Source organism: Neisseria gonorrhoeae (assembly GCF_013030075.1).
GTDB classification, from domain to species: Bacteria; Pseudomonadota; Gammaproteobacteria; order Burkholderiales; family Neisseriaceae; genus Neisseria; species Neisseria gonorrhoeae.
The window spans coordinates 658101-682299 of record NZ_AP023069.1; the positions used below are offsets into that span (position 1 = coordinate 658101).

21 protein-coding genes and 1 pseudogene are annotated in these 24199 nt (G+C 51.7%); 8 read left to right on the forward strand and 14 right to left on the reverse strand.

The annotated features are described in order from the left end of the window. The first annotated feature begins 102 nt into the window (after window positions 1-102). Window positions 103-510 carry a MerR family transcriptional regulator gene (locus tag HT085_RS03425; RefSeq protein WP_003688937.1) on the forward strand — a complete coding sequence of 136 codons (408 nt, stop codon included), beginning with the start codon at window positions 103-105 and terminating at the stop codon, window positions 508-510. A 195-nt stretch (window positions 511-705) separates the two neighbouring features. On the opposite strand, the gene HT085_RS03430 is transcribed toward HT085_RS03425, so the two are convergent. The 6 genes from HT085_RS03430 to HT085_RS03455 all read right to left on the reverse strand — a co-directional run bounded on the left by HT085_RS03430 (window position 706) and on the right by HT085_RS03455 (window position 8338). Further along, a complete protein-coding gene (locus HT085_RS03430) occupies window positions 706-1020 on the reverse strand; it encodes an integration host factor subunit beta (RefSeq protein WP_002213349.1) in 315 nt (104 codons plus the stop codon). Window positions 1021-1030: 10 nt separating this feature from the next. After that, on the reverse strand, window positions 1031-2716 hold the full coding sequence (gene rpsA / locus HT085_RS03435) for a 30S ribosomal protein S1 (RefSeq protein ID WP_003691321.1): 1686 nt from the start codon (window positions 2714-2716) through the stop codon (window positions 1031-1033). A 152-nt stretch (window positions 2717-2868) separates the two neighbouring features. Further along, window positions 2869-3525: a (d)CMP kinase gene (cmk, locus tag HT085_RS03440; protein ID WP_003688932.1), complete on the reverse strand. Its 657-nt coding sequence runs from the start codon at window positions 3523-3525 to the stop codon at window positions 2869-2871. A 232-nt stretch (window positions 3526-3757) separates the two neighbouring features. Beyond that, the gene (locus HT085_RS03445; protein ID WP_003688931.1) at window positions 3758-5128 is read right to left on the reverse strand and encodes a sodium-dependent transporter; all 1371 of its coding nucleotides are present in this window, start codon (window positions 5126-5128) and stop codon (window positions 3758-3760) included. A gap of 473 nt (window positions 5129-5601) precedes the next feature. Then, complete coding sequence (locus tag HT085_RS03450; RefSeq protein WP_003688930.1) at window positions 5602-6294, reverse strand: 16S rRNA pseudouridine(516) synthase; 693 nt, start codon at window positions 6292-6294, stop codon at window positions 5602-5604. Between the two features lie 67 nt (window positions 6295-6361). Further along, window positions 6362-8338, reverse strand: a complete 1977-nt coding sequence (locus HT085_RS03455; RefSeq protein WP_003688929.1) for a LysM peptidoglycan-binding domain-containing protein — start codon at window positions 8336-8338, stop codon at window positions 6362-6364. Between the two features lie 178 nt (window positions 8339-8516). Between HT085_RS03455 and HT085_RS03460 the strand changes: the two genes are divergently transcribed. The 4 genes and pseudogenes from HT085_RS03460 to HT085_RS03475 form a co-directional block, all read left to right on the forward strand. Further along, window positions 8517-9182 (forward strand): class I SAM-dependent methyltransferase, encoded by a 666-nt coding sequence (locus tag HT085_RS03460; RefSeq protein ID WP_003688928.1) that lies wholly within the window; start codon window positions 8517-8519, stop codon window positions 9180-9182. A gap of 52 nt (window positions 9183-9234) precedes the next feature. Further along, window positions 9235-10062 carry a DNA-formamidopyrimidine glycosylase gene (gene mutM / locus HT085_RS03465; RefSeq protein WP_003688927.1) on the forward strand — a complete coding sequence of 276 codons (828 nt, stop codon included), beginning with the start codon at window positions 9235-9237 and terminating at the stop codon, window positions 10060-10062. 87 nt (window positions 10063-10149) lie between these two features. Beyond that, window positions 10150-10917, forward strand: a complete 768-nt coding sequence (locus tag HT085_RS03470; RefSeq protein WP_003688926.1) for a 1-acyl-sn-glycerol-3-phosphate acyltransferase — start codon at window positions 10150-10152, stop codon at window positions 10915-10917. A gap of 63 nt (window positions 10918-10980) precedes the next feature. Further along, a pseudogene (locus HT085_RS03475) lies at window positions 10981-11130 on the forward strand (IS5/IS1182 family transposase); the annotation flags it as partial. Between the two features lie 49 nt (window positions 11131-11179). Here HT085_RS03475 and HT085_RS03480 read toward each other — a convergent pair. Beyond that, window positions 11180-11491 carry a hypothetical protein gene (locus HT085_RS03480; RefSeq protein WP_003688925.1) on the reverse strand — a complete coding sequence of 104 codons (312 nt, stop codon included), beginning with the start codon at window positions 11489-11491 and terminating at the stop codon, window positions 11180-11182. Window positions 11492-12021: 530 nt separating this feature from the next. Between HT085_RS03480 and nrdA the strand changes: the two genes are divergently transcribed. From nrdA to yfaE, 3 genes are all read left to right on the forward strand, one after another. Next, window positions 12022-14301: a class 1a ribonucleoside-diphosphate reductase subunit alpha gene (nrdA, locus tag HT085_RS03485; RefSeq protein ID WP_003691318.1), complete on the forward strand. Its 2280-nt coding sequence runs from the start codon at window positions 12022-12024 to the stop codon at window positions 14299-14301. 312 nt (window positions 14302-14613) lie between these two features. Continuing rightward, window positions 14614-15747: a class Ia ribonucleoside-diphosphate reductase subunit beta gene (nrdB, locus tag HT085_RS03490; RefSeq protein WP_014580230.1), complete on the forward strand. Its 1134-nt coding sequence runs from the start codon at window positions 14614-14616 to the stop codon at window positions 15745-15747. 120 nt (window positions 15748-15867) lie between these two features. Continuing rightward, window positions 15868-16158, forward strand: a complete 291-nt coding sequence (gene yfaE / locus HT085_RS03495; protein WP_003688918.1) for a class I ribonucleotide reductase maintenance protein YfaE — start codon at window positions 15868-15870, stop codon at window positions 16156-16158. A 40-nt stretch (window positions 16159-16198) separates the two neighbouring features. On the opposite strand, the gene ftsB is transcribed toward yfaE, so the two are convergent. The 7 genes from ftsB to mfd form a co-directional block, all read right to left on the reverse strand. Then, window positions 16199-16477, reverse strand: coding sequence for a cell division protein FtsB (gene ftsB, locus HT085_RS03500; protein ID WP_002213385.1), 279 nt, complete (start codon window positions 16475-16477; stop codon window positions 16199-16201). 167 nt (window positions 16478-16644) lie between these two features. Further along, window positions 16645-17931 (reverse strand): phosphopyruvate hydratase, encoded by a 1287-nt coding sequence (gene eno, locus HT085_RS03505; RefSeq protein WP_003691316.1) that lies wholly within the window; start codon window positions 17929-17931, stop codon window positions 16645-16647. Between the two features lie 46 nt (window positions 17932-17977). Next, entirely contained in the window at window positions 17978-18418 is a 441-nt protein-coding gene (locus HT085_RS03510; protein ID WP_003688914.1) for a DUF4149 domain-containing protein, read from the reverse strand. 14 nt (window positions 18419-18432) lie between these two features. Further along, a complete protein-coding gene (gene kdsA, locus HT085_RS03515; protein WP_003688911.1) occupies window positions 18433-19275 on the reverse strand; it encodes a 3-deoxy-8-phosphooctulonate synthase in 843 nt (280 codons plus the stop codon). Between the two features lie 21 nt (window positions 19276-19296). After that, window positions 19297-19680 carry an aspartate 1-decarboxylase gene (gene panD / locus HT085_RS03520; protein ID WP_003688909.1) on the reverse strand — a complete coding sequence of 128 codons (384 nt, stop codon included), beginning with the start codon at window positions 19678-19680 and terminating at the stop codon, window positions 19297-19299. Window positions 19681-19841: 161 nt separating this feature from the next. Continuing rightward, window positions 19842-20144 carry a DUF2004 domain-containing protein gene (locus HT085_RS03525; RefSeq protein WP_003703919.1) on the reverse strand — a complete coding sequence of 101 codons (303 nt, stop codon included), beginning with the start codon at window positions 20142-20144 and terminating at the stop codon, window positions 19842-19844. A 225-nt stretch (window positions 20145-20369) separates the two neighbouring features. Beyond that, window positions 20370-24074, reverse strand: coding sequence for a transcription-repair coupling factor (gene mfd / locus HT085_RS03530; protein WP_003691311.1), 3705 nt, complete (start codon window positions 24072-24074; stop codon window positions 20370-20372). Window positions 24075-24199: the final 125 nt, after the last annotated feature.

The window sequence follows — 24199 nt, forward strand, 5'->3', positions numbered from 1 at the left end:
TAACAAAATAGCCTTGCCTGAGCAACATAGCAACAGTTTACATTTTAGAGTTCACTCTAAGGCAAGTGTTTTTTTACCGTTTTTTGTTTAGAGGGAGGGAAAATGACTTATACCACTGCCAAAGCTGCCGAAAAAATAGGCATCTCCGCCCACACTTTACGCTTTTACGACAAAGAAGGCTTGTTGCCTAATATCGGACGTGATGAATACGGTAACCGTTGTTTTACCGATAACGATTTGCAATGGTTGTACTTATTGCAATGCTTGAAAAATACGGGAATGAGCTTAAAAGACATCAAACGCTTTGCGGAATGTACCGTCATTGGCGACGATACCATTGAAGAACGCCTTTCCTTGTTTGAAAATCAAATAGAAAATGTGAAGTGTCAAATTGCCGAATTAAAACGTTATTTAGATTTGCTTGAATACAAATTGGCGTTTTACCAAAAAGCGAAAGCATTAGGCTCGGTAAAAGCTGTAAATTTGCCGCAAATTCCTGAAACGGCTTAGTTTTAGTGCAATAAGCAGGATTTTGTCCTGTTCGTAATAGAAATCAACAATTTGTTGTTTAAAAAGCGGATTGTAAGCAATGGTAAAAAATCCACGCTCTAATCCGTTGCTTGCTTGGCTTAAGGTATTGAAGCAGCGGATGAAGTTAAACCAAAGAAAAAACGCCGCGTACCAGCGGCGTTTTGATGCTAAGGTTTAATTGGCATTTTCTTTTAAAGCCAAGTCGACCCGCTCGCGCAATTCTTTACCAGGCTTGAAGTGGGGTACATGTTTTTCAGGTACTTCCACGCGCTCGCCGGTTTTGGGATTGCGACCGATGCGGGCAGGACGATGGTTCAAATCGAAGCTGCCGAAACCGCGGATTTCGATGCGTTGACCTCGGGCAAGCGATCGGGTCATGGTGTCAACCAAGACTTTTACGCTGTACTCTACGTCTTTTGCCAGAAGATGCGTGCCGTTTTTGGCGGCAAATACTTCTGCCAAGCGAACCATTAACTCAGACTTTGTCATGTCTGCAACCTTATTCTTGTTCGCCGGAGAGTTTGGCTTTCAGCAGGTCGCCCAAGCTGGTGGTACCGGCATTCGCATTGGCGGCGGCATTGACGGAGTTCAGTGCTTCGCGGCTTTCTTTGGCATCTTTGGCTTTAACGGAAAGTTTGATGCTGCGGTTTTTGCGGTCAACGGTAACGATGACGGCTTCAACTTCGTCGCCTTCTTTCAGTTTGGTGGTCAAGTCTTCAACGCGGTCGGCTGCAAATTCGGAAGCAGGCAGGTAGCCTTCTACTTCGTCAGACAGGGCGATAACAGCGCCTTTGGCATCAACAGATTTCACGGAACCTTTAACCAAAGAACCTTTGTCGTTCACGCTGATGAAGTTGCCGAAAGGATCGCCTTCCAGTTGTTTGATACCCAAGGAGATGCGTTCTTTTTCCACATCGATTGCCAATACGACGGCTTCGACTTCTTCTCCTTTTTTGTATTTGCGTACGGCTTCTTCGCCGGATTCGGTCCAAGACAGGTCGGACAGGTGAACCAGACCGTCGATGCCGCCGGGCAGGCCGACGAATACGCCGAAATCGGTAATGGATTTAACCGCACCGGAGATTTTGTCTCCTTTGTTGTGGTTGGCGGCAAATTCTTCCCAAGGATTGGCTTGGCATTGTTTCATACCCAAAGAGATACGGCGGCGGCCTTCGTCGATTTCCAAAATCATGACTTCGACTTCGTCACCCAGTTGTACGACTTTGCTCGGGTGTACGTTTTTGTTGGTCCAGTCCATTTCGGAGACGTGTACCAAACCTTCGATGCCTTGTTCGATTTCGACGAATGCGCCGTAGTCGGTCAGGTTGGATACTTTGCCGAACAGGCGGGTGGCTTGCGGATAACGGCGGGTCAGACCGCTCCAAGGATCTTCGCCCAGTTGTTTCATACCCAAGGAAACACGTTGTTTTTCTTGGTCGAATTTCAATACTTTGGCTTCAACTTCCTGACCGACTTCCAAGACTTCGCTCGGGTGTTTCACGCGACGCCATGCCAAATCGGTGATGTGCAGCAGGCCGTCGATGCCGCCCAAGTCAACGAATGCGCCGTAGTCGGTGATATTTTTGACGATGCCTTTGATGACGGAGCCTTCTTGCAGGTTTTCCAGCAGGGCTTTGCGTTCTTCACCCAAAGTGGCTTCCAAAACGGCGCGGCGGGAAACAACGACGTTGTTGCGTTTTTTGTCCAGTTTGATCACTTTGAATTCGATCTCTTTGCCTTCAAAATGGGAAGTGTCTTTAACGGGACGTACGTCGACCAAAGAACCCGGCAGGAATGCGCGGATGCTGCTGATCATAACGGTCAGGCCGCCTTTGACTTTACCGTTGATGATGCCGGACAGGATGTTGCCGTTTTCCATGGCTTCTTCCAAAGCGATCCAATCGGCTGCGCGTTTGGCTTTTTCGCGGGACAGTTTGGTTTCGCCGAAGCCGTTTTCGACGGATTCGATGGTAACGGTAACGAAGTCGCCGACTTTAACTTCAATTTCGCCTTGAGCGTTTTTGAATTCAGCTACATCGATCAGGGATTCTGATTTCAGACCTGCGTTTACGGTAACGAAGTTTTGGTCGATTGCCACTACTTCAGCGGTAATCACCTCACCCGGGTTCATTTCTTGCAGGGTAAAGCTTTCTTCCAACAGCTGAGCAAAATTTTCCATAGACATATATAACTCTTTTCGGTACACCGCCAAGGGGTGCGGGTTGGGTTGGTGGGTGTCTGCAGTCCTTGGCACGGCAGGCGGGTAAATAAGGTTTCAGACGGCACATGGAAATTCATGCTGTCTGAAGCGCAATGCGGGCGATTATACCTGAAAATTTAAACTTTACGATACCAATCAAGCACTTTTTTTACAGTTTCTTCTATAGTTAGGCGGCTCGTATCCAAAAGCAGGGCATCGGGCTGTTGTTTTAGGGGGGCAACCTTGCGGTTTCGGTCTGCTTCGTCTCTGGTCTCGATGTCGGACAGGATGCGCTCGAATGTGAAACCTTCGCAGGGAATGCCGATTTGTTTGGCGCGGCGTTCGGCACGGATTTTAGATTCGGCTGTCAGAAAAATTTTGAGTTCGGCTTGGGGGAAGACGACCGATCCGGTGTCCCGTCCGTCGGCAACCAGTCCTTTTTCGGTCAGAAAATCGCGTTGGCGTTGCAGCAGTGCGGCGCGGACTTTGGGCCATTGCGCAACTGCGGATGCGCCCATACCGATGGCTTCTGTCCGGATGCCGTCTGAAACGTCTTCGCCATCAAGTAGGATGCGGTTGCCTGAAAATACGGCGGGCAGTTTTTTGGCAAGTGCGGAAACGTTTTCTTCATCGTGCCATTCCACGCCTTGTTTTTGTGCATATAGGGCGGTCAGGCGGTAGAGCGCGCCGGTATCGAGATAATCGTATCCCAATGCGGCGGCAACGCGGGCGGCGACCGTGCCTTTGCCCGATGCGCCCGGACCGTCGATGGCGATGACTTTTTGTCTGTTCATAAGGGGGATTCCTGATGGTTTGGGGTATGGGTTTTGCCGTCTGAAGGGTGTGTTTCCCGTTGGGGCGGATTCTACCTGTTTTAAAGGACGGTTGTCTAAGCAGACGGAACGCCGCCTGCCCGGAAAGCGTCCGACAGAAGCCGGCAAGCCGGTTCGGATTCCGGCGTGGCGGGCATCAATGCAATGCCGTCTGAAAGAGGTATGACCTTCAGACGGCATTGATTGCTGCGGATTAGAACAGGTTGCTGACGAAAATCAGCAGAATCACCAGCGGCACAAGGTATTTCACATAGGCAAACCAAATATTGACCGTCGTATGGTTGCCTTTATAAAGCAATTCTTCCTTCGCTTCGTCCTTCATCACAAAACCGACAAACAATGCGGAACCGAGCGCGGTCAGCATAAACAAGATGTTGCCGCTGATGTAGTCGAAGGCATCGAAAATATTTTTGCCGAACACGGAAACGTCTTTCCACGGGCCATAGCTCAAAATAGACGGGATGTTGCCGAAAACGAAGATGACGGACAATACAATCGTGATTGCGGCGGTACGGCGGATTTTGGTTTTTTCCTGAATGGTCGTAATCAACACTTCATAAATCGTCAGCGAAGTTGTCAACGCGGCAATCAGGAGCAGAGAGAAGAAAATGACGGCGAACACAGGTCCTGCCCACATATGTGAGAACACAATCGGTAAACTTTGGAACACCAAAGTCGGGCCGGAATTGGGCGCGACGCCGAAGCTGAAGAGCGACGGGAAAATCATAAAGCCCGCAAGTACAGCGATGATGGTATTGGTAATTGCCGTGATAACTGCCGTCTGAACCAGATTTTCGTTTTTATCCAGATAGCTGGATAAGGTAATCATCACGCCGAAACCCAGGCTCAGGGCAAAAAATACCTGTCCCAAAACGAAGACGAACAGTTCGGCGGTAATCTTGCTGAAATCAGGTTTCAGATAGAAAGCAACCCCTTCCATTGCGCCCGGAAGGGTAACGTTGCGGACGACCATCGCGATTAGGAACAAAAACAGCAGAGGCATCAGGTATTTCGCCGTTTTTTCAATGCCGCCGATAACGCCTTTGACCAAAATCCATTGGTTCACGGCGACAAAAAGCAGCGTATAAAACGCAATTTCCCAAGGGCTGTTTTCAATGTGTTCGGTAAAGAAGCCTTTTGTAACCACACCGTCGACGGGGCTGGAAATATTCAAATTTCCTCCAATAATATTAACGATATAGCTGATTACCCAGCCACCGAGTACCATATAATAAGCCATGATGCCGAACGCGCCGAGCAGCCCCATCCGGCCGACCAGTTTCCAAATTTTGGCAACAGGTTTGCCGTTCATCGGGCCGCCGAACGCATCCAGCGCGTTCACGCCTTTGCGCCGTCCGATGACGTTTTCCACCAAAATCATCGGGATGCCGATAACCAGCATCGCGATACAGAATAAAAACACATACGCGCCGCCGCCGTTTTCACCGACCAAATACGGGAAACGCCACGTCGCGCCGAAACCGACAGTCGCGCCGGCAACGGTAAGGATATAAGTCAAACGGCTGGACCAGGTTTGACGGTTGGTATTTGAAGGGGAAGACATATTGAAACCGTGTCCGATTGAGATAAAGCGGAAATTTTACACGTGATTCTTAACAGAAATTGACTGAATGTTTTTCAACTGCCTAGTGATTTTCCATGTAAAATGCATATATTTCAGTGAATATTTCTGATGAGTATAAACCGATGAGGAAGAATCGGAGTTTATGAACAGATTAATCTGTTATTTTTCTACATCGGTGTACGGAAGTGAAATTTTGTTAATCATATTAATGATAGCATTTCAATGATGATGAAAGAGAGGGAATTTGAAATAGAAAACCATCTATACAAGGGGGGAAGTATAGATGGCAAAACACATTACGGGGAAAACGTCTTGCTCATAATCCTGCTTGAACAGGCGTTACTTAGACAAGCGGATTATATTGTAAACTAACTGTTTTTTGAGTTAATTTTTGTAAAACTGCTTATTTAATAAGCATATGGTTGAATATAGGGAAATTATGGAATTTTGTTTCAGAATTTCGGACATTCGATAAATTTCCATTCCCCGGGTTTGAGGTTTTCTGTTTCCAAATGTGCGAATCGCCGGCGGTGAAGGTGTTGCACGCGGTTGCCGGCGGCGGCAACCATGCGTTTGACTTGGTGGTATTTTCCTTCGGTAATGGTCAGCAGCAGGGTGGTCGGATTTTCCAAAACGGCATCGGCGGCACAAACGGTTTCGTTTTCGTCGTGGAGCGGCACGCCGTTTTTCAAAGTTTCGCAGAGCGTTTCTCCTGTAGGGTGTTTGAGCGTTACTTCGTATAGCTTGGGAATTTTTCTGCTCGGCGAAGTCAGGTTGTGGTTCAGTTTGCCGTCGTTGGTAATCAGCAATACGCCGGTCGTATCCGCATCCAGCCTGCCGACCGCCTGCATATCGATGTTCCGCATATTGTCGGGGAACAGACTGAATACGCTGCGGTAGTGTTTCGGTTTGTGCGAAGTTTCGTAATCTTCAGGCTTGTTGAGCAGGATGTAGAAATAGGGTTCGGGAACGACGGTTACTGCTTCCCCGTCAATATCCAACGTTTCGACGTATGAGGAATCGATGTCTGCATCGGTGTCGTCCATGCAGGTTCCGTTGATGGAGACGTAGCCGCCCCTAATCAGCCATTGGCACTGCTTGCGGCTTCCTATGCCTTGATATTGCAGGTATTTGATGAGTTTCATGATGGTATGGGAAATGTGGGATGAAAAAGACAGGACTGAGAAAGTCCTGTCATGTGCCGTATCCGAATCAGCTTCCAATCAGTTTGACCCTCTGTCCCGGATTGATGGTGTTCAGGTTGGGATTGAGCCGGCGGATGTCGTCGATATGGATATTGAAGCGCGCGGCGATACTTTTGAAGGTGTCGCCTTTGCGCGCGGTGTAGGATACTTTTTCAATACGGGTTTGGGCAGGGGCTGCCTGCGCCAGGCGGAGTACCTGTCCTTTTTGGATGGTGTTGCCTTTGATGTTGTTGGCGACAATCAGGTCGGCTACGCTGACGTTGTAGCGTTTGGCAATGTTGAACAGGGTGTCGCCTTCTACAACGCGGTGGATGCTGGCATGGAGCGGGGAGGTTTCGGCTTCGCCGTCGGCAGCTTTGGCTACGCGCGTTTCCAAACGTGCCCGGCGTTTGCCGTCGGCGGCAACGGTATGTTGCGGAGATGAGGAAATGTTGTGTTCGGCAACTGTGTCAGGCGTGCCGATGACGGCGGAGATGGTTTCTTCAGCCTGCCGGCGCAGGTTGTTTCGGGCAACAAGCTGCATGAGTTCGTCTGCCGCCTGCATGTCGTTTGGGGGGACGACCTGCGCGAGTGTTGCGGTTTGGGTTTCAGACGGCATGGCAGTCTGTTTTTCGGTTTGAGGTTGCGCTGCGGCTGTCGCAAGGGCGGGTTCGGCAATGCGGACAAGGGGATCGGGTTCCGTACGGACGGTTTCTTGCGGCAAAGGTGCGACGGTAATGTCCGCTGTCTGTGCGGCGGCGGGTTGGATTCGGGCAATGCTGACGTTCACCGTGCCTGCCGGCATATTGGAACGGTAGGTGTCGGGCGTATTGTCGATGTCGATGGAAACGACGGATTCCGATGCCGTATGAAGGGTCTTGCCGTTCTTGGCGACAAGGATGCTGCGTCCTGCGTTGACAAGGTTGCCGTTCAGGTTGTTGAGGCGTTTGATGTCGGCAATGCTCATGCCGGTTGCCGTCGAGATGTCGGACAGGCTGGTTTTGGCGGCAGGCGTATAGACTTCCCATGAAAACAGGCTGTCGGGTGCGGCGTTGAGGTAGTTGCTTTGGAAGGTTTGGACGGACGCGACAGGAAGCAGCAGTTTGCGTTTGTTTTTGGGGATGAACGCGGGGACGTTGAATGCAGGATTCAGGGCGAGCAGCTCGCTTTGCGTGATGCCGGCAAGCCGGGCGATGGCTTCGTTGTCGAGCGGACGGCCCGGTTCGACTGCCTGAAAATAGGGTTTGTTGTCTATGTCGCTGATATTCATGCCGAAAGATTGGGGGGTGGCAATAATGTTGCGCACGGCGAGCAGCTTGGGGACATAGTTGCGCGTTTCGTTGGGCATACGCAGGTTTTCGTAGGTCGGTTCGAGCCCTTGGTCGCGGGCGCGGTTGACGGCGCGTCCGACGTTGCCTTCACCCCAGTTGTAGGCGGCAAAGGCGAGCGGCCAGTCGCCGAACAGTCCATAGAGATATTGCAGATAGTTGAGTGCGGCATCGGTGGCTGCGTAAACGTCGTGCCTGCCGTCGTAAACCGGTGTTTTTTCCAAGCCGTAATGCCTGCCGGTAGCGGGCATGAACTGCCACAGGCCCGATGCGCCGACGTGTGATTTGGCTTTGGTGACGAACGCGCTTTCGATGAAGGGAAGCAGGGCGGCTTCGGCGGGCATATTGCGTTTTTTGACTTCGTTGGCGATATGGTACATATAGGGTCGGCTCCGGTTGACGACCCTGTCGAAATAGCTGCGGCTTGCGATGAATTTGCTTTCGTGGCGGCGTACCAGTTCGGGATTGACTTCGCCCATCCGGAAGCCTTGGCGCAGCTCGTCCCACAGGCTGCCGGATTGGAAATATTGTTTTGTCGGTGGCAGGTCGAGTATTGAAGAGTTTAACCGCATAATCGCTAAACCGACTTGGTGTGATGAGGTGTTTTGGGCATATAGGAAACCCGGACAAACGGACAGACCTGATGCGGTCAGGGCGATGGTTTTGAGTTTGGACATGATTTATACTCGGCGGAATAAACATATTTTATCGTCCGATGGTACTGTTTGACTGAAAAAGCGTCAAGTTTTACAGGAACTTTATGCGGATTCGGAAATGGGCGGCCGATGTGTTTTTTGACAGAAATCCTGTTTGGAATAAAATATCGGCAGGCAATCTGTTTGAAACGGACGCAATATGGATGCATGGTTTGAAGATACGGCGATGGGGCGGTATGTTGCAAAATTGGAACAGGACTTCTTTAATCGGTATGTGGCGTCATACCGTTTTTCGGGAATGTGTGCGGTTCAGGTGGGCGGTCAGTGGCTGAGCCTGTCTGAAGACATTGTCTGTGTGCCGCGAGATATGTCGATGTCGGCGGAGAATATGGCTTTGGCGGATGTTTTTGCGGATATGCTGCTTTTGCCGCATACGCTGGAATGCGGCGTACCTTCGCAAATCCTGTCGGAAGCGCACCGGATATTGAAACCGTCCGGACGTTTGATGCTGACGGGTTTCAATCCGTATTCGCTTTGGGGATTCTGCCGTTGGTTTGACGGTGTCCGTCTGCCGGAAAAACGGTTTTGTCTGCCGCTGCCCGAGTTGAAAAGGCAGCTTGCCGATGCCGGTTTCGATATTGAATTTGGGAAATTCATGGTGTATCTGCCTCCCGTTTCGTCGCTCGGGCAAATACGCTTTTGGCGGTTTATGGAAAAGGCGGGCGACCGTTGGTGGCCGCAATGTGCCGCAGTGTACGGTTTGGTTTTGGTCAAAAGGGCGGCGGGCGTAACGCCCCTGCCCGCGTGGGACGGGTATTGGGGCGGCAAAGCCCTTGCGGCGGGTGCGGCAAGGGTTGCGGATTAAGGGACGGCCGTCTTTCAGACGGCATCTGTCAGAAGAAATGTCGGGAGGGGTTATGCCGGAATTGCCGGAAGTGGAAACGACGTTGCGCGGCATCGCGCCGCATATTGAAGGAAAAACGGTGGAAGCCGTGATATTGCGCCAACTGAAGCTGCGCTGGCAGATCAATCCCGATTTGGGGGAGATTTTGTCCGGCCGGCAGGTTTTGTCCTGCGGCAGGCGTGCCAAATATCTGATTGTCCGTTTCCAAACGGGGATTTTGCTGATTCACTTGGGGATGTCGGGCAGCTTGCGGATCTTTACGCCGTCGGACGGACGTATCGGCAGGCCGGACAGACACGATCACGTCGATATTGTGTTTTCAGACGGCACGGTCATGCGTTACCGCGATCCGAGAAAGTTCGGCGCGATACTTTGGTATGAGGGAATCGAAGAACGTCATCCGCTGTTGGAAAAACTGGGGCCGGAGCCTTTGTCGGAGGCATTTTGCACGGATTATCTGTATGCGGGGCTGAAGGCGCAGAAACGCGCGGTCAAACTCGCTCTGATGGACAATACCGTCGTGGTCGGCGTGGGCAATATTTATGCCAACGAGAGTCTGTTCAGGGCGGGCATTTCGCCCCACCGTCCTGCCAACCGCCTAAAAAAGAAAGAGTGCGCGGTTTTGGTTGAAACCGTCAAAGCGGTGTTGCAGCGCGCCATTGAAACGGGCGGCAGTACGCTGAGGGATTTTGTGGACAGCGACGGCAAAAGCGGCTACTTTCAACAGGAATATACGGTGTACGGGCGGCACAATCAGCCGTGCCTCCGGTGCGGCGGTTTGGTTGTGAAAGAAACTTTGGGGCAGCGCGGCACGTTTTATTGCACGAACTGTCAGAAATAGGGCGGAAAACGGTTTCTGACGGCATTTTATCGGTATGCCGTCCGAACGTTTCAACAACAAACACCGATTATCGGGAAAGAATTGCCCATGTCTTCAAATAAAGCTTCATTTTTTACACGTCTGCGCCGCTTGTGCCGCTTGACGGTCTGGCTGTTCAAAACCGGCAAAAACCTGCGCGGTATTGACGGCGGCTGCCCCAAGTCGCGCAATCGGGCAGTTATAGCGTTGGGCAAGGGCGCTTTGGCGGCTTTGGATATCGGATTGGAGGTGGGCAGACCCGCACCCGAACATCCGAACGGTGTCTTGGTTGCCGCCAACCACGTGTCCTGGCTGGATATTTTCGCGATGAGCGCGGTTTATCCGAGTAGCTTTATCGCCAAGCAGGAAATCAAAAGCTGGCCGGTATTGGGCAAGATGGGGCAGAACGCGGGAACGGTGTTCATCAACCGCAATTCGCGGCGCGACATCGAACCGATTAACCGCGCCGTCTGCGAAACCTTGCAACGCGGTCAAAACGTCAGTTTTTTCCCTGAGGCGCGAACTTCCTCCGGACTGGGGCTCCTGCCGTTCAAGGCTGCGCTGTTCCAATCCGCCATCGATGCGGGGGCAAAGGTTTTGGCGGTCGCACTGCGTTATTATGACGAAACGGGAAAAAGGACGGCCCGTCCGTCGTATGCCGATGTCGGTTTGCCGACTTGCCTGTGGCGAATCGTGTCTATGAAAAAACTGACTATCAAAGTCGATTTCGTTTGCGTGGCGGACGCGGCGGAAAGCGAAGACCGTTATGCTTTAAAAGATAAAATCGAAGAAAGCATCCGTGCCGTTGTCGCAGGCGATGCGGATGTTGCCGTCTGAAAGCGGTTGTCGGAATGTAGCGGTATGATTCGCTTTTGCGGATGCCTTAAGGCTGCGGTAACGGGAGTACCTCAAAAGAAATGCCGTAAGGATAGTTTGTTGTATAGTGGATTAAATTTAAATCAGGACAAGGCGGCGAAGCCGCAGACAGTAAAAATAGTACGGCAAGGCGAGGCAACGCCGTACCGGTCTAAATTTAATCCACTATATCTATGGAAAATGCCATCTTAACTTGTGTTCAGACAGCATATTTTATATGGGATTAACGGCGGAACCTGCCGCCGTCGAAATCATCGAAAGCCTCATAAGCCGCCCGGCATTGGATTTTCTGTTCCGCATAAGGCAGGGTGCGGAATGCTTTGCGCGCCTTTTTGTTTTCGCGCAATTCCTGCACGTTGCCTTGCGATCGGTACCACGCGGCACGGCGTTCCAAATATTTCCTGCATTCGGGGTGCAGCATCTGCTTGTTTGCCTTGCTGATATGTTTGGTATGTCGGTGGGCGGGTTCTGACGTACCGGCAGCGGCAGTTGTTGATACCAGTCCCAGTATTGCAGACAACAGTATGGCAAGCATCTTTATTGACGGACATGACGATCCTTTCAGTTTGTAATTCCTTCCAGTATAGGATGGAAGGATGGAACGGGCAAACTGTCGGCAGTTTCAGACTCATTCAGCCGACAAAACTTGCCGTTTGATATGCAAATTCAAATAACATATTAATCTCAATAATAAATTCCAATCGGTAAGAAAATGGAATTTGTCGGCGGCGGCGTGGCAAAAATCATACTTTGCAAAATTTAACAATTCGCAGGGGCGGAAAACCGGAAGTTTTCCTTTTTCGTCGGAAAATCCTTATTTCATCGCCTTGTAGCCGGAGCCGGTCAAAAGGCAAAAAATTTACCCGTTTTTTATCGGTAAAGAATTATCAGATAAAACAAATGTTATAGGAAAAATACGACAGGCGGGTTTTATCGCGCATTGCCTGAAACTGAAAAATGCAATCGTTGTCAAGACTGGAGAAAATGCTAAAAATCCACTATATTGTCTGCCTTAATTTATTTGAAAAGACCGTGTCTTGAATATCAAGAGTGGAAGAGGAAGCGATGAATACACCGACTGATTTAAAAGTAACCAAACGAGACGGAAGATTGGAAGCCATTGATTTGGATAAGATTCACCGTGTCGTTACTTGGGCGGCGGAAGGATTGGAAAATGTTTCCGTGTCGCAGGTCGAGTTGAAATCGCACATCCAGTTCTACAACGGCATCCGCACCGACGACATCCACGAAACCATCATCAAAGCCGCTGCAGATTTAATTTCGGAAGATACCCCGGACTACCAATACCTTGCCGCACGTTTGGCGATTTTCCATCTTCGTAAAATAGCCTACGGCGAATACGAGCCGCCGCACCTTTACAACCATGTTAAAAAGATCACCGATGCCGGAAAATACGACAGGCATATCCTTGAGGATTACAGCCGCGAAGAATTTGACGAACTGAACGCCTATATCGACCACGAACGCGATATGTCCTTTTCCTATGCCGCCGTCAAACAGCTCGAAGGCAAATATCTGGTACAGAACCGCGTTACCCGCCAGATTTACGAAACGCCGCAGTTTTTATATGTTTTGGTGGCGATGTGCCTTTTCAGCAAATACCCGAAAGAGGCGCGCTTGGGTTACGTCAAACGGTTTTACGATGCCGTTTCCACATTCAAAGTATCGTTGCCCACGCCGATTATGAGCGGCGTGCGTACGCCTACGCGCCAGTTCTCAAGCTGTGTGCTGATTGAATGCGACGATAGTTTGGATTCCATCAATGCCACTACCAGCGCGATTGTGAAATACGTTTCCCAACGCGCGGGCATCGGCATCAATGCCGGACGTATCCGCGGGCTGGACAGCGAAATCCGGGGCGGTGAAGCCCGGCATACCGGCTGCATTCCCTTCTTTAAGATGTTTCAGGCGGCGGTCAAATCTTGTTCGCAAGGTGGCGTGCGCGGCGGCGCGGCAACCTTGTTCTACCCCTTGTGGCATATTGAAGCCGAAAGCCTGCTGGTGTTGAAAAACAACCGGGGCGTGGAAGACAACCGTATCCGCCAGCTTGATTATGGCGTGCAAATCAACCGCCTGCTGTACACCCGCCTGATTAAGGGCGGCAACATTACGCTGTTTTCGCCCAACGAGGTTTCGGGGTTGTACGAAGCGTTTTTTGCCGACCAAGACGAATTTGAGCGGCTCTATACGAAATACGAGCAAGACCCGAACATACGCAAGCGTATCATTCCGGCTGCCGACCTGTTTTCCACGCTGATGCAGGAGCGTGCCGGGACCGGGCGCATCTACATTCAAAACGTCGATCACTGCAATACGCACAGCCCGTTCGATCCGCGCGTTGCGCCTGTTCATCAGTCCAACTTGTGTATGGAAATCGCCCTGCCGACCAAACCGCTGGACAACATCAACGACCCTGACGGCGAAATAGCCCTGTGTACACTGTCCGCCTTCAACTTGGGTGCATTAAACAGCTTGGACGAATTGGAAGGGCTTGCCGATTTGACCGTGCGCGCACTCGATGCACTTTTAGATTATCAGGGATATCCGGTAGAAGCCGCGCGTACCTCTACTATGGACCGGCGTTCGCTCGGCATCGGTGTCATCAACTACGCCTACTATCTGGCGAAAAACGGTGTCCGCTACAGCGACGGTTCCGCGCTCGGTCTGACCCACCGTACCTTTGAAGCCATACAGTATTACCTGCTCAAAGCATCGGCAAACCTTGCCAAAGAATACGGAGCGTGCACGCTCTTTAACCAAACCGTTTATTCGCAAGGCAAACTGCCCATCGACACCTACAAAAAAGATTTGGATGCCGTCTGCGGCGAGCCTTTGCATTACGACTGGGAAAGCCTGCGTGCCGACATCGTCAAATACGGCCTGCGCAACTCTACTCTGACCGCGCTCATGCCGTCTGAAACCAGCTCGCAAATCGCCAACGCAACCAACGGCATCGAGCCGCCGCGCGGATTGGTAACGGTCAAAGCATCGAAAGACGGCATTTTGAAACAAGTCGTGCCGGAGTTTGAAACCTTGAAAAATGCCTACGAAACCCTGTGGCAGCTTCCGGGCAACGAAGGCTACCTGAAACTTGTCGGCGTAATGCAAAAATTCGTCGATCAGGCGATTTCCGCCAACACTGCTTACGACCCGGGCAAATTCGAAGGTAACAAAGTTTCTATGAAACAAATGCTCAAAGACCTGCTGACTGCCTACAAATACGGCGTCAAAACCCTGTACTACCACAACACCCGCGACGGCGCGGACGACACGCAGACCGATATTCAAGATGACGGCTGCGCTGGTGGGGCTTGTAAGATTTAAAACAGGTTAATTTTTGAAATATATCCAAGGCTTCTAGATAGTAGGAGGCTTCAAGGATTTTCTTAAATTAGTGCCTACTACTATATGAGGCTAAGTTGTTATTTTCCAGAAAAGGAAAAGTATGGATGTCATTCGGTCATTCTTAGTTGAATATAAATTTTATATATTTATTAGTGTTCTTTTAGTATTTGCTATTTTAGGATGGCACTTTATTGATAGAATTCAACATGTTTTATATGGTGAATTAAAAATTAATAGAAAAGTCGACTAATTTTTAAAAAGAGAGACGTTATGTCCTGCGAACACCTAGTCATGTCATACAGCACCTTTCCCAAAACCAAAAACGACGCGCTGAAAGAGCCGATGTTTTTCGGTCAGCCGGTAAATGTCGCCCGTTATGACCAGCAGAAATACGAGGTATTTGAAAAACTGATTGAAAAACAATTGTCGTTTTTTTGGCGGCCGGAAGAAATCGACGTGTCGCGCGACCGTATCGACTACGCCAACCTGCCCGAACACGAAAAACATATTTTCATCAGCAATCTGAAATATCAAACACTGCTCGATTCCATCCAAGGGCGCAGTCCGAATGTTGCCTTGCTGCCTTTGGTTTCGATTCCCGAGCTGGAAACTTGGGTTGAAACGTGGAGCTTCAGCGAAACCATCCACTCGCGCAGCTATACCCACATCATCCGCAATATTGTGAATGATCCGTCGGTCGTGTTTGATGATATTGTCGAAAACGAATACATTACCGCCCGCGCCGAAGACATTGCCTGCTATTATGATGATTTAATCGAATACACCCAATATTACAACCTGTTGGGCGAAGGGGTGCACAATGTCGGCGGAAAACCCGTTACTGTGTCTTTGCGCGGGTTGAAGAAAAAACTCTATCTCTGCCTGATGTGCGTCAATGTGTTGGAAGCCATCCGTTTCTACGTTTCATTTGCCTGCTCGTTTGCTTTTGCTGAGCGTGAGTTGATGGAAGGCAACGCCAAAATCATCAAACTGATTGCCCGCGATGAAGCCCTGCACCTGACCGGCACGCAGCATATGCTTAATCTGATGCGTTCGGGTGTTGATGATCCGGAAATGGCGGAAATTGCCGCCGAGTTGCAGGACGAATGTTTCCAACTCTTCAAAAAAGCGGCGGAACAGGAAAAAGAATGGGCGGCATATTTGTTTAAAGACGGTTCGATGATCGGTTTGAACAAAGAAATCTTATCCCAATACGTCGAATATATTACCAATCTGCGTATGCAGGCGGTGGGGCTGTCGGCCGGATTTGAAGGCGCAAATCAAAACCCGATTCCGTGGATTAATGCGTGGCTGTCGTCCGACAACGTACAGGTCGCGCCGCAGGAAGTGGAAATATCCTCTTATTTGATTGGTCAAATCGATTCTGAAGTGAATACGGATGACTTGGGCGATTTTGAGTTGTAAATGTTTTTTGAAAAAATGCCGTCTGAAGCCGGATGTTTCAGACGGCATTTGTGTGTTGTATGATGGGAAAAACAGCAGGTAGGATCGGTTATTGTTCCTTTTATTTTTGATTGGTCGGAAATGGCGCGCATTGGTACGAATAAGGGCCTTTTTGAGCTCTTGGAGGGTGAGACCCTGTTGGAAGGCTTGGAACGGACGGGGCATATGGTGGAATATCAGTGCCGAAGCGGATATTGCGGATCGTGCCGGGTAAAGATTTTGGAGGGAAGCGTTACTTATCGGGAGCCGCCTTTGGCTTTTTTGGGGCGGGACGAGATACTGCCGTGCTGCTGTTGCGTCGAGGGGGATGTCAGGCTGGATTGCGGTTTGGCGGGGGAGGATGAGGGGCTGTCTGACAGTTTGTTGAAATAAAAGCCGTCCGAACATTGGTTCGGACGGCTTTTTGACGGTATTACCGGTTATGCCTGATGAGTCGGTAAAAGGTTTCGCCGTCTTGGATATAACCCAGTTCTACCCGGGCGATTTCCGAAATGGCTTCTTGACCGTTTTCCAAATCATAGACTTCGGCGGCAAGGGAATGATTGCGTAGGGCGAGTGTCTGGTTTTTTTCTTCTTGAACGGCAATCTGTTCTCTCAGACTGCTGTTGCGTCCGATGCTGCCTTTGCCGAACCACAGGCTGTATTGGCAACAGACAAGTGCGAAGGATAAAACGACAGTTACCCACTTCATCAACGTTTCCTTACTGGTTGAAACCCCACCACTCGGATGTCCGTCCTTCGTGGCGGTAAAATTAGACTTTATTTGGGAGAGGTGTAACCTCTTCCAAATCAGGTCAACACACAGGGCGACGCTTCATGTGTTGCCCTGTGTGTTGAAACATACATCCACTTTTTTATTTATTTGCCCAGTTGGTAGAATGCGGCTTTGCCGGGGTAGTAGGCGGCTTCCGCCAATTCTTCCTCGATACGCAGCAGTTGGTTGTATTTCGCCATGCGGTCGGAACGGCTCAAAGAACCGGTTTTAATCTGCATACAGTTGGTGGCGACTGCCAAGTCGGCAATGGTACTGTCTTCGGTTTCGCCGGAGCGGTGGCTCATCACGCTGGCGTAGCGGTTGCATTTTGCCAGATCGACGGCTTTCAGGGTTTCGCTTAAAGTACCGATTTGGTTGACTTTGACCAGCAATGCGTTTGCTACGCCTTTTTCGATGCCTTCGGCAAGAATTTTCGGATTGGTTACGAACAAGTCGTCGCCGACCAATTGAACTTTTTTGCCCAATTTTTCGGTCAGCAGTTTCCAGCCTTCCCAGTCGTTTTCGTCCATCCCGTCTTCAATGGAAATAATCGGGAATTCGTTAACCAAGCCTTCCAAGTATTCGGCAAATTCCGCGTTGGTGTAGGAGCGGCCTTCGGCTTCCAAGTGGTATTTGCCGTCTTTGTAGAACTCGCTGGACGCGCAGTCCAATGCGAATAATACGTCTTCGCCCGCCTTGTAGCCGGCGGCTTCGGCCGCTTCGACCATCAGTTGCAGGGCTTCTTTGTGGCTGTTCAGGTTGGGGGCGAAACCGCCTTCGTCGCCGACTGTGGTCGGGAAGCCTTTACTGTCGCACAGTTTTTTCAAGGCGTGGAAAATTTCCGCACCGCAGCGCAACGCTTCGCGGAAAGATTTTGCGCCGACGGGCATAATCATAAACTCTTGGATGTTCAGGCTGTTGTTGGCGTGTTCGCCGCCGTTGATGACGTTCATCATCGGTACGGGCAGGGACATCGGACCTGCGCCGCCCAAGTAGCGGTAAAGCGGCAGGCCTGAGTCTTCGGCAGCGGCGCGTGCAACCGCCATAGAGACCGCCAAAGTCGCATTCGCACCCAAATTGCCTTTGTTTTCAGTACCGTCCAATTCGATCATGATTTGGTCGATATAAGATTGCTCGTTGGCATCGATACCGATGAGGGCTTGGGCGATTTGGTTGTTGACGTGTTCGACCGCCTTCAATACGCCTTTGCCGGAATAGCGGGATTTGTCGCCGTCGCGAAGTTCCAAAGCTTCTTTCTGACCGGTGGATGCGCCGCTCGGTACGGCCGCACGTCCCATTACGCCGGATTCGAGCAATACATCACACTCGACTGTGGGGTTGCCGCGCGAGTCCAAAATTTCGCGGGCGAAAATATCAACGATTGCGCTCATGAATGTTCTCCAAGTGAAGTGAAGGGAGGTAAAAAATGGGAGGGCTTCAGACGGCCTCTTTGCCGGAAAGCCGCCAACTTAAAACTGCTGAAAGTAGGGCGGTTGCCATGAAAGTCATGCTGGAAATACCGTGCCACATTCCGAAGGATCCGCCTGCAACCGACAACAGCCAATTTTCATGCCCGTATTTCAGTGCCTCGATAACGGGTGTAACCAAAAATTGGTTGGCGGCAAGGGCGGACAATAAAAAAAGCAGCAGGGCGGTTTGCCGCCGGGTTAGGGCGGCAAAGGCGGCAGCCAGTACCGTGCCCCAAACGGCAAGCCCGCTCCAAGAGAGGATGTCGAACAATACGCCGGCAATTTCGCCCGCCTGCATTTTGGGCAGCATTTTGAACAGCACCGGTGCGGCGATATAACCTGCCATAATCTGCATACCGAGCCACAAGGTTGCGGCATACAGGCTGATTTTTCGGAAAGTCTGCATCATAAGGCGAAACCGTGTTACTCGATTGTTAAAATCGGTTGTGATTTGATTAAATCGTCCAATGCTTTGATGCGGATTAAAAAATTTTCTAAAAGGTGTAGCGGCAGCGCGCTGGGGCCGTCGCATTTTGCCAGTTTCGGATCGGGGTGCGATTCGAGGAACAGGCCGGCAAGGCGGGTTGCCATGCCTGCAAGTGCCAAATCCAAAGCCTGTGCGCGACGACCGCCGGATGCGGCAGAACCGGCATCGCGGGTTTGCAGGGAATGGGTAACGTCGAAAATAACCGGCAGGTTGCCGCAGGTTTGTTTCATCACGCCGAAACCGAGCATATCGACAACGAGGTTGTCGTAGCCGAAGCTGCTGCCGCGTTCGCATAAAATCAGCTTCCCGTTGCCGGCTTCGCGGAATTTTTCCACGATGTTTTTCATTTGCGAAGGGCTGAGGAACTGGGGTTTTTTGATGTTGATAACATTGCCCGTTTCCGCCATTGCGGCCACCAAATCGGTCTGCCGCGCAAGAAAGGCGGGAAGCTGGATGACATCGCACACTTCGGCGACGGGTTGGCATTGATGGGGTTCGTGTACGTCGGTAATGACGGGGATGCCGAACTCTGCTTTGACTTTTTCAAAAATCTTTAAGCCTTCTTCCAAGCCTACGCCGCGATAGGAATGGATAGACGAGCGGTTTGCCTTGTCGAAAGAGGCTTTAAAGATATAGGGGATGCCCAGTTTGCGGGTAACTTCGACGTAATGCGCACAGGTTTGGAGGGTGGAATCCAAATCTTCTAAAACGTTGATGCCGCCGAATAGGACGAAAGGCGAATTGTTGCCGAGGGTGATGTCGTTGATTTTAATATCCATAATCGATGTCCGTTTGCGGGATTACAGTACGGTGTGCGGCGGCTCGTAGGAGATGATGTCGCGGATTTTATTGTTTCCGTCCACTAAGACGACTTTGGGTTCGTGTGCGGCGATTTCCGGTTCGGAAAGTTGGATATAAGACATAATGATGACGATGTCGCCTTTCTGTACCAGCCTGGCTGCAGCACCGTTCAGGCAAATCACGCCGCTGCCGCGTTTCCCTGCAATGGTATAGGTTTCAAAACGTTCGCCGTTGTTGTTGTTGACGATGGCGACTTTTTCGTTGGGGCAGATGCCTGCCGCGTCTAACAGGTCTTGATCGACGGTAATGCTGCCGACGTAGTTTAAATCGGCTTCGGTTACGGTGGCGCGGTGGATTTTTCCGCCAAGTATAGTACGGAACATGTATTTCCTTTTGGTTTGTGTGCGGTCTGACGGGCGTGATGCCGTCTGAAAATCTGAATGCCGTATTATAGTGGAGTTTCCTTCAAATTCATAATGGCAAGGCTTCGGGCAGGGAAGCTGTTTTCAGACGGCATTTCATTTTTGCCGATTGGCAATCCGGCTCAACTCTCCCAATCGATTGAGAAAATGCTGCCGTCCAAATGCAGTTTGACGGCAAGGATTTCGTCGCTTTCCATATTGGCGGGCATATAATCCATAACGGCAAAAGCCGGATTTTTTGCCCATAAGCTGATATAGATCAACTGCATAGTGCGGACAAATTTTGCCGCATCACGGCTTGTTTGGGTATCTTCGGTGTGAAAGTCGATATAGCGGCTGTCCCGTTTCAAATATTCCGTCAGTGCGGCGCGTGCAGCATCGTCGGCTTTTTCCAATTCGGACAGGAAGGCGGCAAATGCATCCAATGTTTCGGTTGGCAGGCTGTTTTCATTTTCTGCCTACAGGAATACCTCGACAAGATTGCCTTTGACGGTCAGCTCGTCTTCCCAGAGGACATCTTCTTCTCCGTCAAAACCTTCGGTGGACAGTTGTTGGAAATAGGGGTGAAAAATCGACATGATTGTTCCTTTTGGTGAGGATTGGGGGATTGTATGCCGTCTGAACGGTGTTCTTCAGACGGCATCGTTACATCAATTTCCTTTGGGCAGGCGTTTGCCTTGCAGGGTTTTTAGTACGGTTTTGACGGTATTGATCCTGACCTCGATGTTTTCCATTTCCGCTGCAAACCTCAATTTGTCTGCCCCTGCCAGCCGGTATTTTTTATCCGTCTGAATCAGCAGGATAATCCCCGTCGGGTCGATACAGTGGTGTTTGCCGAAGGTAACGGTTACGGCTTCACTTGTGGCATCGATGGCATCAATACCCAGTTCTTTTGCCGCAAGCCGCAGGTGGTGGCTTTCAATGAGGGTTTTGACGGGTTGTTCGGGCAGGCCGAAGCGGTCGACGAGTTCTTCGTGTATGGCGTTGATTTGCTGCACGGTTTCGCATACGGCGAGGCGTTTGTAGAGGACGAGGCGCTCGTGGATGTCGGGGCAGTAGTCTTCAGGCAGTAATGCCGGGCTGTGCAGTTTGATTTCGGTGGTAATGCCCAACGGTGCGTCGAGGTCGGGTTGGCGGCCTTTTTTGAGGTCGCGCACGGCCTGTTTGAGCATTTCGGTGTAGAGCGTGAAGCCGACCTGCATCATTTCGCCGGATTGTCCTTCGCCGAGGATTTCGCCTGCGCCTCGGATTTCCAAATCCTGCATGGCGAGGGTGAAACCTGCGCCGAGTTCGTCTGCCGCCGCGATGGCGTCGAGGCGTTTTTCTGCGTCTTTGGTAATGTATTCGGGCGTGAGCAGGTAGGCGTAGGCTTGGTGGTGGCTGCGGCCGACGCGTCCGCGAAGCTGGTGCAGTTGGGCCAGCCCGAATTTGTCGGCGCGGTTGATGATGATGGTGTTGGCGTTGGGGATGTCGATGCCGGTTTCGATGATGGTGGAACAGAGCAACACATTGAATCTTTGCTGCAAAAAGTCGCGCATGACTTGTTCCAGCTCGCGCTCGCGCAGTTGTCCGTGCGCCACGCCGATACGGGCTTCGGGCAGCAGGGTTTCCAGCCGCTCGCGCATATTCTCAATCGTATCTACTTCATTGTGCAGGAAAAATACCTGTCCTCCGCGTTTGAGTTCGCGCAACACGGCTTCGCGCACGCTGCCTTCGCTGAACGGTTTGACAAAGGTTTTCACGGCGAGGCGGCGGCTCGGTGCAGTGGTAATCAGCGAGAAGTCGCGCAGACCTTCGAGCGCCATGCTGAGGGTGCGCGGAATCGGCGTGGCGGTCATGGTTAGGATGTCGACATTGGCGCGCAGGCGTTTGAGCTGCTCTTTCTGTCGCACGCCGAAGCGGTGTTCTTCATCGATAATCAATAAACCTAAGTTTTTGAATTTTATGTCGTCCTGCACCAATTTGTGCGTACCGATAACGATATCGACAGTACCGTCCGCCATGCCTTCGAGCGTGGCTTTGGTGGCTTTGCTGTTGTTGAAACGCGAAAGGCTGGCGACTTTTACGGGGAAATCGGCGAAACGGTCGGCGAAGTTTTGCGCGTGCTGCTCGACCAGAAGCGTGGTCGGGGCGAGTACGGCGACCTGTTTGCCGCCCATCACCGCCACAAACGCGGCGCGCAGGGCGACTTCGGTTTTGCCGAAACCGACATCGCCGCACACAAGTCGGTCCATCGGCTTCGCCTGCGTCAAATCTTTAATCACGGCGGCGATGGCGGCGGCCTGGTCTTCGGTTTCCTCGTAGCCGAAGCCGTCGGCAAACGCCTGATAGTCCGACTCGTTGATTTCAAACTTGTGTCCCGATTGGGCGGCGCGTTGGGCGTAGAGGTTGAGCAACTCGGCGGCGGTATCGCGCGCTTTTTCGGCGGCTTTGCGCTTCGCCTTGTTCCACGCGCCGCTGCCGAGCTTGTGCAGGGCGACGCTTTCATGCGCCTGACCGGAGTAGCGGCTGATTAAATGCAGTTGCGAAACAGGCACATAAAGCTGCGCTTCGCCCGCGTATTCGAGCAACATCATTTCGTTGGTTTCGCCGCCTAAATCCATCGTTACCAAGCCCGTATACCGCCCGATGCCGTGTTCTTCGTGCACGACGGGATCGCCGATATTGATTTCGGCAAGGTCGCGCAACAGGCCGTCTGAAACGGCGGCGTGTTTCTTACGGCGGTTGTGGACGCGCGAACGGGCGACGTATTGGTAAAGATCGGATTCGGTGATGACGGCGATGGCACTTTGAGCGGCAACCGCTTTGCCCTCTCCCCAACCCTCCCCCACGGGGGAGGGGGCAGATTGCTGTCGGGTTTGCCCGTGCAGATCACTTGCGACGAGATACAGGCTGCTTTCGGTTGAAACGGCGGCTGCTTTCAGGCCGTCTGAAACGGCGGCGGCACTTTGTTCCCTCTCCTGCGGGAGAGGGCTGGGGAGAGGGTTTGTTGCGGATGCGGAAAATTCGGTTTGGTCGGTAACCGCTTTGCCTTCTCCCTCGGAGGCGGGAACAGTTTGCTGTTGGCTTGAAGATTGCAGTCCGCCCAGTTTGAATCCGTAAGCCAACGGCGCGACCGTAATCATCAGCGGCTCGTGCGCCGACAAGAAGCCCTGCCAGTCGGACACAGGTTTGGCTTTCAAACCGTTTTGCTGCAAGAAACCGAGCATGGTTTCGCGCCGTCCCAAACTTTCGGCACACAGCAAAATCCGCCCGTCAAAGGCCGTCTGAAAATCCTTCAATGCCTGCAAAGGCTCGTCGGATTGGCGGTTGACGGCAAGGTCGGGCAGGGAGTGTGCCTTGCCGGAAACATCAGGCAGAACTTGTCCGTAGTTTTTCAGACGGCCTGCGAACACATCGGCAGAGAGATACAAATGCTGTGGAAGCAAAGGCGGATAGGTTTCGTCGCCCTGCGCCATGGCGTAACGTGATTTAACGTCGTTCCAAAAGCGGTTTGCCTCGGCATGAACATCGCCCAAAGAGACAAACAGCGCATCTTCGCCGATATAGTCAAACAGCGTTTCCAGCTCGTTTTCAAAAAACAGCGGCAGATAATATTCCACGCCCGCGCCGAAGTGGCCGTTGCTGACGGCTTTGTACACGGCGGCATCGTTCGGATTACCGTCGACTTCCTCGCGGAAGCGGCTGCGGAAGATTTTTTGCGCCTCGCTGTCGGTGGGGAACTCGTGCGCCGGCAGCAGGCGGATTTCGGAAACGGGGGAAATGGTGCGCTGCGTGTCGGTATCGAAGGTTTTAATGCCGTCGATTTCATCGTCAAACAAATCGATGCGGTACGGCGTTTCGCTGCCCATCGGGAACAAATCGACAATGCCGCCGCGCACGGCAAACTCGCCCGCCGCGACAACGTGGGAAACATGATTGTAGCCCGCATCCACCAAATCGGTTTTCAGGCGGCCTATATCCAAAGTCTGCCCCGTTTTCAGCCAAAACGTGCGCCCCGCCAAAAACGGCACGGGCGGCAGCTTCTGCATCGCCGTGGCAACCGGTACGAACAACACGTCCGCCGCGCCGCTTTTAATCTGCCACAACGCCGACAGCCGCTCCGACACCAAATCCTGATGCGGAGAAAAACGCTCGTAAGGCAGCGTTTCCCAGTCCGGCAGGAACACCGCCGTGTCGTGCGGACGGAAAAACCGCCATGCCGTCTGAAGGCGCAACGCCTGTTCCGCATCTTGGGTCAGCACGGCTTTGAGCCGCTTGTGCGGCAAATAACGCGCCAAAGCCAAGGGCAGCGAGCCTTGCGAAAGATTGAACCAACGGGATTTTTCACGGGGTTTGGGGATGGGGCAGGTCATAGTGCGGCAATCGGCGGACAGTGATGCAAACGGTCATTTTAGCACGTGAGGGTGCGCGATGCCGTCTGAAAGGCCGGCGGATTGTTGCCCGGTGCACTTTGTGGTAAAGTTTAGAAAATTAACTC

Bases quoted from the DNA above. Each gene is read 5' to 3' on its own strand.
- HT085_RS03510 (WP_003688914.1), bottom strand. From the start codon at position 18,418: ATGATGCAGACTTTCCGAAAAATCAGCCTGTATGCCGCAACCTTGTGG.
- mutM (WP_003688927.1), top strand. From the start codon at position 9,235: ATGCCGGAATTGCCGGAAGTGGAAACGACGTTGCGCGGCATCGCGCCG.
- yfaE (WP_003688918.1), top strand. From the start codon at position 15,868: ATGGCGCGCATTGGTACGAATAAGGGCCTTTTTGAGCTCTTGGAGGGT.
- rpsA (WP_003691321.1), bottom strand. From the start codon at position 2,716: ATGTCTATGGAAAATTTTGCTCAGCTGTTGGAAGAAAGCTTTACCCTG.
- HT085_RS03450 (WP_003688930.1), bottom strand. From the start codon at position 6,294: ATGAAACTCATCAAATACCTGCAATATCAAGGCATAGGAAGCCGCAAG.
- kdsA (WP_003688911.1), bottom strand. From the start codon at position 19,275: ATGGATATTAAAATCAACGACATCACCCTCGGCAACAATTCGCCTTTC.
- nrdB (WP_014580230.1), top strand. From the start codon at position 14,614: ATGTCATACAGCACCTTTCCCAAAACCAAAAACGACGCGCTGAAAGAG.
- HT085_RS03425 (WP_003688937.1), top strand. From the start codon at position 103: ATGACTTATACCACTGCCAAAGCTGCCGAAAAAATAGGCATCTCCGCC.
- ftsB (WP_002213385.1), bottom strand. From the start codon at position 16,477: ATGAAGTGGGTAACTGTCGTTTTATCCTTCGCACTTGTCTGTTGCCAA.
- HT085_RS03470 (WP_003688926.1), top strand. From the start codon at position 10,150: ATGTCTTCAAATAAAGCTTCATTTTTTACACGTCTGCGCCGCTTGTGC.
- HT085_RS03445 (WP_003688931.1), bottom strand. From the start codon at position 5,128: ATGTCTTCCCCTTCAAATACCAACCGTCAAACCTGGTCCAGCCGTTTG.
- HT085_RS03480 (WP_003688925.1), bottom strand. From the start codon at position 11,491: ATGCTTGCCATACTGTTGTCTGCAATACTGGGACTGGTATCAACAACT.
- HT085_RS03430 (WP_002213349.1), bottom strand. From the start codon at position 1,020: ATGACAAAGTCTGAGTTAATGGTTCGCTTGGCAGAAGTATTTGCCGCC.
- mfd (WP_003691311.1), bottom strand. From the start codon at position 24,074: ATGACCTGCCCCATCCCCAAACCCCGTGAAAAATCCCGTTGGTTCAAT.
- HT085_RS03460 (WP_003688928.1), top strand. From the start codon at position 8,517: ATGGATGCATGGTTTGAAGATACGGCGATGGGGCGGTATGTTGCAAAA.
- panD (WP_003688909.1), bottom strand. From the start codon at position 19,680: ATGTTCCGTACTATACTTGGCGGAAAAATCCACCGCGCCACCGTAACC.
- nrdA (WP_003691318.1), top strand. From the start codon at position 12,022: ATGAATACACCGACTGATTTAAAAGTAACCAAACGAGACGGAAGATTG.
- eno (WP_003691316.1), bottom strand. From the start codon at position 17,931: ATGAGCGCAATCGTTGATATTTTCGCCCGCGAAATTTTGGACTCGCGC.
- HT085_RS03455 (WP_003688929.1), bottom strand. From the start codon at position 8,338: ATGTCCAAACTCAAAACCATCGCCCTGACCGCATCAGGTCTGTCCGTT.
- cmk (WP_003688932.1), bottom strand. From the start codon at position 3,525: ATGAACAGACAAAAAGTCATCGCCATCGACGGTCCGGGCGCATCGGGC.